Raw genomic sequence first — 12,885 nt, forward strand, 5'->3', positions numbered from 1 at the left:
GTTCCGAACTTCGAGACCTCCCCCATGAGTGCAACCCAGGCAGCGCCGGCACGAGACCGGCTGCGTATCGCCATCCAGAAGAGTGGCCGGCTGGCCGAACCCGCGCGCAACCTACTCAGCGCCTGCGGCCTGAGCTGGCGCGAGAGCCGCGACAAGCTGTTCTGCTACGGCGAATCGCTGCCGGTGGACCTGCTGCTGGTGCGCGACGACGACATCCCCGGCCTGATCGCCGACGGCGTCTGCGACCTCGGCATCGTCGGTCGCAACGAGCTGGACGAGCAGGCCGCGGCACGTCGCCAGGTCGGCCTGCCGGATGCCTACCAGGCGCTGCGCGGGCTGGGCTTCGGCCAGTGCCGGCTGATGCTGGCGGTGCCGGAGGAGTGGCAATGGCAGGGTCCGGCGCAGCTGGCCGGCACCCGCATCGCCACCAGCTACCCGGCCATCCTCAAGCAGTGGCTGGCCGAGCAGGGTGTGGATGCACAGGTGGTCGAGCTGTCCGGATCGGTGGAAATCGCCCCGCGACTGGGTACCGCCGACCTGATCTGCGACCTCGTCTCCAGCGGCGCCACGCTGCGCGCCAACCAGCTGACCCCGGTGCACAACCTGCTCGACAGCGAGGCGGTGCTGGCGGGTGCGGTGCGCGTGCCGGATGATGCGCGTGCATCGCTGCGCGCGATGCTGCTGCGCCGCCTCGATGGCGTGGTACAGCGGCAGGACCGCAAGCTGCTGATGTTCCGCGCCAGCGAGGATCGCGTCGACGCGCTGTCGCAGCTGCTGGCCGATGCCGAGCCGCTGGTGCGGCTGCCGGCCGATGGCGGCGCGCTGCGCCTGCAGACCATGTGCCCCGGCCCGCTGAGCTGGCAGCGCATGGAAGAACTCGAGCGCGCTGGCGCGCAGGGCCTGATGGTGTTGAGCGTGGAGCGGTCGCTGGCATGAACCGTCTGATCTGGTCCCGACTTGATGAGACCGCGCGCAGCGCGGCGCTGACCCGCCCGGTGCAGACCGTGGCGCAGCAGACCCGCGACGCGGTGGCGACGCTGATTGCACAGGTGCGCACACAGGGCGACGACGCGCTGCGCGCGATCACCGCACGTTTCGACGGTGTCGAGCTGCGATCGTTCGAAGTGAGCGAAGCCGAGTTCGCAGCGGCCGATGCCGCCGTCCCCGCCGAACTGCGCCAGGCGATGGTCGAAGCTGCCGAACGCATCGCCCGCTTCCACGCCGCCGGCGTGGGTACGGGGTATGCGGTGGAAACCGCGCCGGGCGTGGTCTGCGAACGCATGCTGCGGCCGATCGGCCGCGTCGGCCTGTATGTGCCGGCCGGCAGCGCACCGCTGCCGTCCACCGCGTTGATGCTGGGCGTGCCCGCGAAGCTGGCCGGCTGCCCGCAGGTGGTGCTGTGCACGCCGCCGCGCGCCGACGGCACGGCCGATCCTGCGGTGCTGGTGGCCGCGCGACTGACCGGCGTGCAGCGTGTGTTCAAGCTGGGCGGCGCGCAGGCGATCGCCGCGATGGCCTATGGCACGGCCAGCATTCCCGCCTGCGACAAGCTGTTCGGACCGGGCAACAGCTTCGTCACCGAAGCCAAGCAGCAGGTCGCACAGGACGGCGCCGCCGCCATCGACATGCCGGCCGGTCCCTCCGAAGTGCTGGTGATTGCCGATGCAGGTGCAAACCCGGCGTTCGTTGCAGCCGACCTGCTGTCGCAGGCCGAGCACGGCCCGGATTCTCAGGTGCTGCTGCTGACCGACGATGCCGCGATGCTGGCGGCGGTCGAGGCCGAAGTGGAGCGCCAGGTGGCCTTGCTGCCGCGCCAGCAGATCGCACGCCAGGCGCTGTCGGCCTCGCGGCTGATCCAGGTCGATTCGTTGGACGAAGCCTTCGCGATCAGCAACCGCTATGCACCGGAGCACCTGATCCTGGCATTGCGTGATCCGCGTGCGTGGCTGGACAAGGTGCAGGCGGCCGGCTCGGTGTTCCTGGGTGATTACACCCCCGAGGCACTGGGCGACTACTGCAGCGGCACCAACCACGTGCTGCCCACCGCGGGTGCCGCACGTGCCTACAGTGGTGTCAGTGTGGCCAGCTTCCAGAACCTGATCAGCGTGCAGAGCGCCAGCGCCGCCGGCCTGGCAGCGATTGGCGGCTGCGCGCGCATCATCGCCAGTGCCGAAGGCCTGGATGCACATGAACGTGCGGTCGCAGTGCGCATGGAGGTGGCAGCATGAACGCGGCAATCGATGATGTGCTGGCACTGGTTCGCCCGGATCTGCAGGCCTTCGCCGGCTACAGCTCGGCGCGCAGTGCGGCGGTGCAGGGCGAGGTCTGGTTGAACGCCAATGAATCGGCCTGGGCCAATCCCGCTGATGCCGCGGGCAGCAGCCGGCGCTATCCCGAACCGCAGCCGTTGGCATTGCGTGAGGGACTGGCGGCCCTGTACGGCGTGACGCCACAGCAGCTGCTGATCGGTCGCGGCAGCGACGAAGCCATTGATCTGCTGGTGCGCGCGCTGTGCGTGCCGGGCCGCGATGGCGTGCTGGTCACGCCGCCGGTGTTTGGCATGTACGCTGTCTGCGCACGCCTGCACGGTGCCGCATTGATTGAAGTGCCGCTGGTGGACAGCGAGGATGGCCTTCGCGCCGACCTGGATGCGGTGATCGACACCGCCAGGGCGCGCAATGCCAAATTGGTGTTCCTATGCGCACCGTCGAACCCGGCCGGCAGTGATATCGCCCTGGACGAGGTCGAACGGGTGGCAGTTGCGTTGCGCGGGCAGGCACTGGTGGTGGTGGACGAGGCCTATGCCGAGTACGCGCAACGTCCGTCGGCGACCACGTTGCTGGCCGCACACGCCAACCTTGCGGTACTGCGCACCTTGTCCAAGGCGCACGCGCTGGCTGCTGCCCGTATCGGCACTCTGATCGCCGCCCCGGAACTGATTACCGTGCTGCGGCGTTGCCAGGCGCCGTACCCGGTGCCGACCCCGTGCGCCGAGCTGGCCGTGCAGGCCCTGCAGCCGGCCGCGCTGGCACGCACCGCCGAACGCGTGGCCACGGTCATCGCCGAACGCGAGCGCCTGCGAACGGCACTGGCCAGCCTGCCCGGTGTACGCCGGGTGTATGCCTCGTCCGGCAACTACCTGCTGGTCCGCTTCGCCGATGCGCAGGCGGCGTTCGACACGTTGCTGAATGCCGGTGTGGTAGTGCGCGACCAGCGCGCCGCGCCGCAGCTGGACGATGCATTGCGCATCAGCATCGGCAGTCCCGAAGAGAATGACCGCGTGCTTGCGGCCCTGTCGGCGCGGAGGGCCGCAGCATGACCCCGATCCTGTTCATCGACCGCGACGGCACCCTCATCGAGGAGCCGGCCGACTTCCAGATCGATGCCTACGAGAAGCTGCGCTTCGTGCCGCAGGTGATCCCGGCGCTGCTGAAACTGCGGGATGCCGGCTACCAGTTCGTGATCGTCACCAACCAGGATGGCCTGGGCAGCGACAGCTACCCGCGTGCCAGCTTCGATGGCCCCAACGAGCTGATGCTGCAGATCTTCGAAAGCCAGGGCATCACTTTCCGTGACGTGCTGATCGACTGCAGCTGGCCGCACGACAATGCGCCGACCCGCAAGCCGGGCATCGGACTGATGACGGCTTATCTGCAGGACCGCAGCATCGACTGGGCGCGTTCGGGCATGGTCGGCGATCGCATCACCGACCTGCAGTTTGCCGACAACCTCAACATCCGCGGTTTCCAGCTGCGCACCGCGCAGTTTGGTGGCGAGTGGGATTGGCCGGGCATTGCCCATGCGCTGGCCGATGCGCCGCGCACCGCCGTGGTCCAGCGCAACACGAAAGAAACGAAGATCCGCGTCGAACTGGACCTGGATTGCGCGGGTGATGCACGCATCTCCACCGGCCTGCCGTTCTTCGACCACATGCTGGAACAGATCGGCAAGCACGGCGGCTTCGCGCTGGACATCCAGGCCGAGGGCGACCTGCACATCGATGAGCACCACACCATCGAGGACACCGGGCTGGCCCTGGGCCAGGCCCTGCGCGAGGCGTTGGGCGACAAGCGCGGCATCGGCCGCTACGGCTTCACCCTGCCGATGGACGAGACGCTGGCCAGCGCCGCACTGGATTTCAGCGGCCGCCCCTACTTCGTGTTCGAGGGCGAGTTCAAGCGCGAGCGCGTGGGCGACATGCCGACCGAGCTGGTGCCGCATTTCTTCCGCTCGCTGTGCGATGCCAGCGGCCTGAACCTCAACCTGCAGGTACGCGGCGACAACGATCACCACAAGGTGGAGGCCTGCTTCAAGGCGCTGGCGCGCGCGCTGCGTCCGGCGCTGGCCCGGCAGGGCACGGCACTGCCGAGTACCAAGGGGGCGTTGTGAGCGATGTTGCGCTGATCGATGCCGGTGGCGCCAACCTGGGCTCGGTGCGCTACGCACTGGAGCGCCTGGGCGCGACGGTGCGGCTGGTGCGCGATGCGGACGGCCTGGTTGGTGCGCGGCGGGTGATCCTGCCCGGCGTCGGCGCCGCCGGTCCCGGCATGCAGCGCCTGCACGCTCAGGGCCTGGTGGAACCGCTGCAGCGACTGGAGGTGCCGTTGATGGGCATCTGCCTGGGCATGCAGCTGCTGTTCGAACGCTCCGAGGAAGCGGGCGTAGAGACACTGGGACTGATTCCGGGCGTGGTACGCAAGCTGGTGCCGGCCTGTGGCATCCGCGTGCCGCACATGGGCTGGAACCGCCTGCTGCCGCTGCGCGAATCGCTGCTGCTGCGCGGCGTGCCGGAGCGTGCCAGCGCCTACTTCGTGCACAGCTACGCCGCGCCCCTCAATACCCACACCGTCGCTGCCTGCGACCACGGCGGCCTGTTCACTGCCGTGGTGGAGCAGGGGCGTTACTACGGCGCACAGTTCCACCCCGAGCGCTCCGGCGAGACCGGCTCGCTGATGCTGCGCAATTTTCTCGAGGGCACTGCTGCATGAGTTTCATCGTCTACCCCGCGCTGGATATCCGCGACGGCCGCGTGGTGCGGCTGCGCCAGGGCGACTACGCGCAGGAAACCTCGTATGGCGACGATCCGTTGCCACGCGCGCAGGCCTTCGCCGCGCAGGGTGCGCAGTGGATGCATCTGGTCGATCTGGACGCTGCGCGCGCCGGTGGCTATACGCTGGCGCCGCTACTGTCGTCGATCCGCGCGCAGACATCGCTGCAGGTGCAGACCGGCGGTGGCGTGCGCGGCCGCGACGATGTGGCGCGCATCCTCGATGCCGGCGCCGGTCGCGTGGTGGTCGGCTCGCTGGCGGTGCGTCGCCCCGATGAAGTGGTCGGCTGGCTGGAGGAATTCGGCGCCGAGCGCATCACGATTGCGCTGGACGCGCGCCAGGACGCACAGGGGCAGTGGCAGCTGCCGGTGCACGGCTGGACCGAGAACGCCGGGGTGACCCTGGATGAGCTGGCTCAGCGCTACGCGCGCGCCGGCATGCGCCACCTGCTGTGTACCGACATCGCCCGGGACGGCATGCTGGCCGGGCCCAACATCTGCCTCTACCGGCACTTGTCGGGGTTGCTGCCGGGGGTGGCGGTGCAGGCCTCCGGAGGCATCCGCGACGTGGCCGATGTGGCCGAGGCGCGTGCCGCCGGCTGTGGCGGTGCGATCCTCGGCAAGGCACTGCTGGAGCAGCGCATGGACCTGGCGGAGGCGCTGGCATGTTGAGCCGCCGCATCATTCCCTGCCTGGACGTGCGCGATGGCCGCGTGGTCAAGGGCGTGCGCTTCCGCGACCACGTCGACATGGGCGACATCGCCGAGTTGGCGCAGCGCTATCGCGACCAGGGGGCGGACGAGCTGGTGTTCTATGACATCGGCGCCAGCCCCGAGGCGCGTTCGGTCGACGTGGCGTGGATCGAGCGCATCGCGCGGCTGATCGACATTCCGTTCTGCGTGGCCGGTGGCATCGACAGCGTGGAGACCGCGCGCCGCGTGCTGTTTGCCGGTGCCGACAAGGTGTCGATCAACTCGCCGGCGCTGGGGCGCCCGGAGCTGATCACCGAGCTGGCGGACGAGTTCGGCGTGCAGTGCGTGGTGGTCGGTGTCGACTCGGTACGCGAAGCGGATGGCCAGTGGCGGGTGCGGCGTTTCAGCGGCGACCCGGACAAGACCCAGGCGGTGCCGCTGCGCACCCTGGACTGGATTGTCGAGGCGCAACGGCGGGGCGCCGGTGAGATCGTGCTGAACTGCATGGACAGCGATGGCGTACGCCGTGGCTACGATGTCGTGCAGCTGCAGCAGGCGAGGGCCCTGTGCCAGGTGCCGCTGATCGCCTCCGGCGGTGCGGGTGCGATGGCGCACTTCGCCGAAGCCTTCGACCAGGCCGACGTCGACGGCGCGCTGGCCGCCAGCGTGTTCCACAGCGGCGCCATCGCCATTCCAGAATTGAAGCGCTACCTGCGCGGACAGCAGATCGAGGTGCGGGATGTCTATTGAAGTCAGGCCGTCGTTGGACGCATTGCAGGCGCTGGATTGGGCCAAGGGTGACGGCCTGCTGCCGGCGGTGGTTCAGGATGCCGATACCCTGCAGGTACTGATGCTGGGCTATGTGAGTGCCGAATCGCTGGCGGCCACGCTGGCCATCGGCCACATGACCTTCTTCAGCCGCAGCAAGCAGCGGTTGTGGACCAAGGGCGAGCAGTCCGGCAACGTGCTGGTGGTGCAGTCGATCAGCGTCGACTGCGATGCCGATACTTTGCTGATGATGGCACGGCCGGCGGGGCCAACCTGCCACACCGGTGCAGAGAGCTGCTTCGACCAGGCGCCGAAGGATTTCCTGGGCGGGCTGGGCCAGCTGGTGGCGATGCGTGAGGCGCAGCGTCCGCCGGGCAGCTATACGACCAGCCTGTTCGAGGGCGGCATCCGCCGTATCGCGCAGAAGGTGGGCGAGGAGGGCGTGGAGACCGCCCTGGCGGCGGTGGCCCAGGATGACGAAGCGCTGCTCGGCGAGGCTTCGGACCTGCTGTATCACCTGCTGGTGCTGCTGCGCGCGCGTGGCTTGTCGCTGGATGATGCGCGCGCGGTACTGGAAAAACGCCATCGTTGAAGTGGGGTAGTGCCGGCCGCTGGCCGGCAAGCCCCAGATGCCCGACGATCATGAGGTTGCCGGCCAGCGGCCGACACTACCGGCAATGCGTCATCGCGTGCGCGATGTCATCAACGGAATCTACAATAGGCGGTCTTTCTTTTCCCGGACCGCCCATGAAACTGCCTGCCACCTGGCTGTGCTGCCTGTTGCTGACTTCGCCGGCCTGGGCCGCGGATACCGTGGTCAGCGGCAAGGTCTATCTGGAGCGTGACGGCCGGCCGGGGCGCGGCGCGACCGATCCGGGCCTGGCCGGCGTGCAGGTCTCCAACGGCGAGGCCATCGTCAAGACGGCTGCAGACGGCAGCTACAGCCTGCCGGTGCGTGATGGCCAGACCGTGTTCGTGATCAAGCCCGATGCGTATTCCTTCCCGAAAGCGGCCGACGGCCTGCCTTCGTTCTGGCGGCACTATCGCCCGAACGGTTCGCCGGCGTTGAAGTACGGCGGCATCGCCGCGACCAGCGACGTCACCCGCAACTGGGATTTCGCCCTGCAGTCGGATCGCCATGACAGTCGGCGCGGCTTCCAGATGCTGGTGTTCACCGATTCGCAGACCGCCAGCCTGAAGGATATCGGCTACTACCAGCAGTCGATCGTCGCGCCATTGGTGGGACAGACCAAGGCGCGCATGGGCACCACCCTGGGTGACATCGTCAACGACGACCTGACCCTGTATCCGGCGATCAACAAGGTCACCACCGAACTTGGCGTGCCGTGGTTCCATGTGCCGGGCAACCATGACCTCGATTTCGATGCGGCCAGCGACGAACACTCGCTGGACAGCTGGCGCAACATCTACGGCCCGGATACCTACGCGGTGGAAGAGGGTGGCGCCAGTTTCGTGTTCCTGGATGACGTGGTGTACGACCCCAAGGCCAAGCCGAAGTACGTCGGTGGCCTGCGCGAAGACCAGTTCGCCTTCCTTGCCAGCTACCTGAAGGGCCTGCACAAGGATCGCCTGCTGGTGCTGGGCATGCACATCCCGCTGTTCGACGCGGCGCCGGGGCGCGAGACCTTCCGCCATGCCGACCGCCAGCGCCTGTTCGGCCTGCTGAAGGACTTCCGCAACGTGCTGGTGCTCAGCGGCCACAGCCACACCCAGCAGCACGTCTACCATGGCAAGGCCGAGGGCTGGAACGGCGACAAGCCGCTGCACGAATACAATGTCGGCGCCAACTGCGGTGCGTTCTGGTCAGGCGTGAAGAATGCCGCCGGCGTGCCGGACAGCACCATGAGCGATGGCACGCCGAAGGGCTATGCGTTGCTCGACGTGGCCGGCAATGGCAGCTACAGACTGCAGTACCGCGTGGCCGGAAAACCGGCCAGCGAGCAGATCGGCCTGCATGCGCCGAAGGTGCTGCGCCAGGGCGCCTACCCGGCCTGGGGCATCTATGCCAACGTCTACATGGGTGAGGATTCCAGCGTGGTCGAGTACCGCGTCGATGGTGGCGCCTGGCAGCCGATGAAGCAGGTCAGCCAACCCGATCCGCGCCTGATGGTGGAGAACGTGGCCGACGATCTTGCAATCAGCCTGCGTGGCTACGACCGCTCGCCGGAGGCCACCGCATCGCCGCACCTGTGGCGTGGCACGCTGCCGACCGATCTGGCCGTGGGCAGCCACAAGGTCGAGGTGCGCTCCACCCAGCCCGACGGCGCGGTGTTCACCGCCAGCACCAGCTACAGCCTGCAGACTGCCCAGCCCTGACCCCGCACACCACCGCTCCAGCGAAAGGACCCCGCATGGATATCCGCTTCATGGCCGGCACCACGCCGGTGACCCTCAGCCGCCACTGGTTCACCGGCGCGATGCAGTTGCAGAGCGCCACCGAGACGGTCTGGGTGCAGCACCCGCTGCATCCGGGCACCCACTTCTCGTTCTCGCTGGTACAGTCGTGGCTGCGCCACATCGCCGGCCATGAAGTGCTGGTCGAGCGCACCCGGCCGCTGCTGTTCGCCGGCTTCCGCCCGCAGCGGCTGCGCGTGCTGGTGGATGGTGTGCAGGTGGCCGAACAGGAAGGCATGTAGGCCAACCTGAACCATCGGCGCGCTAGGCAAAGCCGCCCCGATGCCTGAGAATCGGGGCGATTCAATCGATCCAAGCAGGCCAGCGTGACCATCGCAGCAGCGTCCCCGGTTTCCTCCGACTCCGCCCGCGGCGGTCTTCCACGCCGTCTGGTCGTTGCCGATGTCGGCGGCACCTTCGCCCGCCTTGCGCTGGCTGAAACCCAACCCGGCCAGGCGCCGCTGCTGGGCAGCCATCGCACCTACGCCTGCGCCGAGCATCCCAGCCTGGCGGCGATCCTGGCCGATTTCACCGCAGGCCTTGGCCAGCCGGTGCAGACCGCGGTGGTGGCCATCGCCGGACTGCTTGATGGCGATGTGCTGATCAATTCCAACCTGCCGTGGACGGTCTTGCTGTCGGCCACCCGCGCGCAGTCCGGGTTGGGAGAACTGCAGCTGATCAACGATTTCGAGGCGGTGGCGCTGGCCATCCCTTATCTGCGGCCGGACACGCTGGTGCCGCTGAACGGCGATGCTGATCCGGCGCAGGCATTCCCGGCGCTGGTGCTGGGTGCCGGTACCGGCCTGGGCGCCGCACTGCGCTTTGCCGACGGCGAGCGCCCGGTGCTGGCCAGCGAGATCGGCCATGCCGCGCTTGGCGCCGGCAACGCGCTGGAACTGCAGGTGCTGGGCAAGCTGCTGCAGCGCTGGTCGCACGTGGACAACGAGCGTGTGCTGTCGGGCAGTGGCCTGATGAACCTGTACCCGTGCCTGTGCGAGCTGCGCGGTGCCACTGCGGTGTGGACCAGCACCGAAGCGCTGGTCGGTGCCGCCCGCAGCGGCGAGGATGCACTGGCGGTGGAAACGCTGCAGGTGTTCTGTGCCTGGCTGGGCAGCCTGGCCGGCGACGCGGCAATCGCCGTCGGTGCGCGCTCGGTGTACCTGGCCGGGGGCATTTCCGCGCATGTGCAGGATTTCCTGGCCGATGGCCGCTTCCGTGAGCGCTTCCTCAACAAGGGCGTGCTGACCGAGGTGCTGCGCCAGGTGCCGGTATGGCGAGTGGAGCACGGCCAGTTGGGCGTGCTCGGCGCAGCGGTCTGGCACGCCGCACGGCAGCCCACGCACGACTGATCGGCAGGGTCGGCATCGGGCCGGCCGTGCGTTGCAGACTGGGAGGGGAAGATGGTGGATCGCAGGCAGTTCCTGCAGGCCGGTGCACTGGCTGCAGGCATGGCGGCTTTGCCGGGCGTGCAGGCGCGCACGCAGGGTGGGGCCAAGGTGGTTTCGACCTGGGACTTCGGCGTACCGGCCAACCAGGCCGCGTGGAAGGTACTGGCGCAGGGCGGCAGCGCGCTGGATGCGGTGGAAGCAGGCGCACGCTGGGCCGAGAGCGAGCTCTGCAACCCCACCGTCGGCCATTGTGGCAACCCGGATCGCGACGGCGTGCTGAGCCTGGACGCGAGCATCATGGATGGCGATGGCCGATGTGGCGCAGTGGCCGCGCTGGTCGACATCCTGCATCCGGTGTCGGTGGCCCGCAAAGTGATGGAGAACAGCCCACACGTGCTGCTGGTGGGCGAGGGCGCGCAGCAGTTCGCGATGCAGCAGGGTTTCGAGCGCAAGCACCTGCTGACGCCGCAGGCCGAAGCGGCCTGGCGCGAGTGGCTGAAGACGGAGAAGTATCAGCCGCAGATCAACGCCGAGCGCCGTGGTATTCCCGGCAACAGCGACAACCACGACACCATCGGCATGCTGGCGCTGGATGCCAAGGGCCACCTTGCCGGTGCCTGCACCACCAGCGGCATGGCCTGGAAGCTGCACGGCCGGGTCGGCGACAGCCCGATCATCGGTGCTGGCCTGTATGTCGACAACGAAGTGGGGGCGGCCACTGCCTCGGGCGTGGGCGAGGAGATGATCCGCAACGCCGCGTCGTTCCTGGTGGTCGAGCTGATGCGCCAGGGGCGCTCGCCGGCGCAGGCTTGCCGCGAAGCCATCGACCGCGTGGTGCGCAAGCGCCCGCAAGCTAGCAGAACGCTGCAGGTGTGCTTCCTGGCCATGAACAAGCAGGGCGAGGTGGGCGCCTACGCGTTGCATCGCGGCTTCGTCTACGCCGTGTGCGATGCGCAGCGCCAGGATGACCTGCGCGACTCGCCGTCGATCTACACGAGCACCCAGGCGTGAGCACGCGGCTGACTCTGGAGGTTGCCAGTAACTCGCTGGCTTCGGCGCTGGCGGCACAGGCCGGCGGCGCCGACCGCATCGAGCTGTTCGACAACCTGGCGGAGGGTGGCACCACGCCGTCGTTCGCCAGCATCGCGATTGCGCGCGAACGCCTGTCGATTCCGCTGTTCGTGCTGGTGCGGCCACGCCCGGGCGACTTCCACTACGACGCGCTGGAAACCGAACTGATGCTGCGTGACATCGCGCAGTGCCGCGCGCTCGGCTGCGACGGCGTGGTGATCGGTGCGCTGGATGTGCAGGGCGGTATCGACCTGGCGCTGTGCCGTGAACTGGTGCAGGCTGCCGGGCCGCTGCAGGTGACCTTCCACCGCGCCTTCGATGCCGCCCGCGATCTGCCGGCGGCACTGGAACAGGTGATCGAACTGGGTTGCCAGCGCGTGCTGACCTCGGGCGGCCAGGTCAGTGCCGAGGCCGGTGCCGATGTGCTGGCAGGCTTGGTCACCCAGGCGGCGGGACGTATCACGGTGATGGCCGGCGCCGGGCTGGGCCCGGCCAATGTCGCCGCCGTCGCACGACGCAGCGGCTGCACCGAACTGCACGCCTCGGCCAAAGGCCTGCGGCGCTCGGCCATGCAGTTCCAAAACCCGGCGCTGCGCGGGCTGGACCCGGACTGGAGCCAGACCAGCACCGCGACCGTGGCCGCACTGCGTCAGGCCCTCGACGGCTGATCGCAGGGCCGGGGTCGGATCCCTTCGCAGAAGGGCTCCGACCCCGCTGCGGAACGCGCACCGGTTGCCGAAAAGTGACGCTTCTGACGTGCGCGGATGGCCAGTCAGTCTGCCAAACATCGGAACGCAGGGGCCTCTGTGTTTCCGGGTAGACGATCAAGCCAGGATTATTGACAGTGGGGTCCAACTCCCCGTGGCAATGATCCTCCTTCCGCATGCCTCGATTGCTCCTGCTATTTCTCTGTTTGCTGCACACCGCCGCAATAGCTGCAGAGGAAGGACAGCCCCCAGTGTTTATCTGGAAGGCGGTCGGACCCGAGGGCGGCGGCATCGACGATTTGCTGGGCGGCGTGACGCTGGCACCCTCTGCTACAGGCGTGTTCGTCGACGCACGGGTACATCGGATCGGGGAGAAGCGCTTTCGCGCGCTCTATCAGGTGTTCGATTCAAACGCTTCCAGCCCGATGGGGCGCTGTGGCGCGGGGCGTGAGATCCATCTGTTCGTCTACGAATTGACCCTGCCGAAGCCCATTGAGCGCGGCAGGGTATTGATCAGCAGCTGCCTTGAGACCCTGTCTCTGGCGAGCCAGAACTCAGGGCGACTCCACAGTGAATCCGACTTTTCCTCGGTCATCTGGCAGGGCGACGGGTTCACCATCGAGTGGTGGGGTATCAGACACAGAGGCGATGCGTCGAGCGGCTACGCCCTCCGAAATGGCCACTTCGTCCCGACTCGATCGGGTGAGGGGAATCGCTGAGGGCGGACAAAACCGTTCCGCGCGCGATTGTCGCGATCGTGTCATTGACGTGTGTGCTGTTCTCTCAGCGATGTTTCG

General features: G+C 68.1%; 14 protein-coding genes. All 14 read left to right on the top strand.

Features of this window, described 5'->3' with window-relative positions:
* The first annotated feature begins 24 nt into the window (after positions 1-24).
* A complete protein-coding gene (gene hisG / locus AC5P6X_RS16235; protein WP_088436200.1) occupies positions 25-936 on the top strand; it encodes an ATP phosphoribosyltransferase in 912 nt (303 codons plus the stop codon).
* Positions 933-2,228 (top strand): histidinol dehydrogenase, encoded by a 1,296-nt coding sequence (gene hisD, locus AC5P6X_RS16240; RefSeq protein WP_329756788.1) that lies wholly within the window; start codon positions 933-935, stop codon positions 2,226-2,228. Before hisG ends, hisD begins: the two co-directional genes overlap by 4 nt.
* Complete coding sequence (hisC, locus tag AC5P6X_RS16245; protein WP_123958512.1) at positions 2,225-3,319, top strand: histidinol-phosphate transaminase; 1,095 nt, start codon at positions 2,225-2,227, stop codon at positions 3,317-3,319. The genes hisD and hisC overlap by 4 nt, the downstream gene beginning before the upstream one ends.
* Entirely contained in the window at positions 3,316-4,389 is a 1,074-nt protein-coding gene (gene hisB / locus AC5P6X_RS16250; RefSeq protein WP_123958513.1) for a bifunctional histidinol-phosphatase/imidazoleglycerol-phosphate dehydratase HisB, read from the top strand. The genes hisC and hisB overlap by 4 nt, the downstream gene beginning before the upstream one ends.
* Positions 4,386-4,988 carry an imidazole glycerol phosphate synthase subunit HisH gene (gene hisH / locus AC5P6X_RS16255; protein ID WP_058982384.1) on the top strand — a complete coding sequence of 201 codons (603 nt, stop codon included), beginning with the start codon at positions 4,386-4,388 and terminating at the stop codon, positions 4,986-4,988. The genes hisB and hisH overlap by 4 nt, the downstream gene beginning before the upstream one ends.
* On the top strand, positions 4,985-5,719 hold the full coding sequence (gene hisA, locus AC5P6X_RS16260) for a 1-(5-phosphoribosyl)-5-[(5-phosphoribosylamino)methylideneamino]imidazole-4-carboxamide isomerase (protein WP_049395190.1): 735 nt from the start codon (positions 4,985-4,987) through the stop codon (positions 5,717-5,719). The genes hisH and hisA overlap by 4 nt, the downstream gene beginning before the upstream one ends.
* Positions 5,713-6,489 (top strand): imidazole glycerol phosphate synthase subunit HisF, encoded by a 777-nt coding sequence (hisF, locus tag AC5P6X_RS16265; protein ID WP_088436202.1) that lies wholly within the window; start codon positions 5,713-5,715, stop codon positions 6,487-6,489. Before hisA ends, hisF begins: the two co-directional genes overlap by 7 nt.
* Positions 6,479-7,099 (top strand): bifunctional phosphoribosyl-AMP cyclohydrolase/phosphoribosyl-ATP diphosphatase HisIE, encoded by a 621-nt coding sequence (hisIE, locus tag AC5P6X_RS16270; RefSeq protein ID WP_088436203.1) that lies wholly within the window; start codon positions 6,479-6,481, stop codon positions 7,097-7,099. Before hisF ends, hisIE begins: the two co-directional genes overlap by 11 nt.
* A gap of 155 nt (positions 7,100-7,254) precedes the next feature.
* Positions 7,255-8,844, top strand: a complete 1,590-nt coding sequence (locus AC5P6X_RS16275; protein ID WP_049449721.1) for a calcineurin-like phosphoesterase C-terminal domain-containing protein — start codon at positions 7,255-7,257, stop codon at positions 8,842-8,844.
* A gap of 35 nt (positions 8,845-8,879) precedes the next feature.
* Positions 8,880-9,164 (top strand): hypothetical protein, encoded by a 285-nt coding sequence (locus AC5P6X_RS16280; protein WP_012480039.1) that lies wholly within the window; start codon positions 8,880-8,882, stop codon positions 9,162-9,164.
* An 84-nt stretch (positions 9,165-9,248) separates the two neighbouring features.
* Positions 9,249-10,271: a glucokinase gene (locus AC5P6X_RS16285; protein ID WP_123958514.1), complete on the top strand. Its 1,023-nt coding sequence runs from the start codon at positions 9,249-9,251 to the stop codon at positions 10,269-10,271.
* A gap of 51 nt (positions 10,272-10,322) precedes the next feature.
* Entirely contained in the window at positions 10,323-11,321 is a 999-nt protein-coding gene (locus AC5P6X_RS16290; protein WP_329756793.1) for a glycosylasparaginase, read from the top strand.
* Positions 11,318-12,049 (top strand): copper homeostasis protein CutC, encoded by a 732-nt coding sequence (locus AC5P6X_RS16295; RefSeq protein ID WP_049449724.1) that lies wholly within the window; start codon positions 11,318-11,320, stop codon positions 12,047-12,049. The genes AC5P6X_RS16290 and AC5P6X_RS16295 overlap by 4 nt, the downstream gene beginning before the upstream one ends.
* Positions 12,050-12,339: 290 nt before the next feature.
* A complete protein-coding gene (locus AC5P6X_RS16300; protein WP_123958515.1) occupies positions 12,340-12,807 on the top strand; it encodes a hypothetical protein in 468 nt (155 codons plus the stop codon).
* Positions 12,808-12,885: the final 78 nt, after the last annotated feature.

The organism is Stenotrophomonas sp. YJH_SMC_40 (assembly GCF_059368615.1).

Coding starts and splice junctions, on each gene's coding strand:
- hisG (WP_088436200.1), top strand. CDS start 25: ATGAGTGCAACCCAGGCAGCGCCGGCACGAGACCGGCTGCGTATCGCC.
- hisD (WP_329756788.1), top strand. CDS start 933: ATGAACCGTCTGATCTGGTCCCGACTTGATGAGACCGCGCGCAGCGCG.
- hisC (WP_123958512.1), top strand. CDS start 2,225: ATGAACGCGGCAATCGATGATGTGCTGGCACTGGTTCGCCCGGATCTG.
- hisB (WP_123958513.1), top strand. CDS start 3,316: ATGACCCCGATCCTGTTCATCGACCGCGACGGCACCCTCATCGAGGAG.
- hisA (WP_049395190.1), top strand. CDS start 4,985: ATGAGTTTCATCGTCTACCCCGCGCTGGATATCCGCGACGGCCGCGTG.
- hisF (WP_088436202.1), top strand. CDS start 5,713: ATGTTGAGCCGCCGCATCATTCCCTGCCTGGACGTGCGCGATGGCCGC.
- hisIE (WP_088436203.1), top strand. CDS start 6,479: ATGTCTATTGAAGTCAGGCCGTCGTTGGACGCATTGCAGGCGCTGGAT.
- AC5P6X_RS16275 (WP_049449721.1), top strand. CDS start 7,255: ATGAAACTGCCTGCCACCTGGCTGTGCTGCCTGTTGCTGACTTCGCCG.
- AC5P6X_RS16280 (WP_012480039.1), top strand. CDS start 8,880: ATGGATATCCGCTTCATGGCCGGCACCACGCCGGTGACCCTCAGCCGC.
- AC5P6X_RS16290 (WP_329756793.1), top strand. CDS start 10,323: ATGGTGGATCGCAGGCAGTTCCTGCAGGCCGGTGCACTGGCTGCAGGC.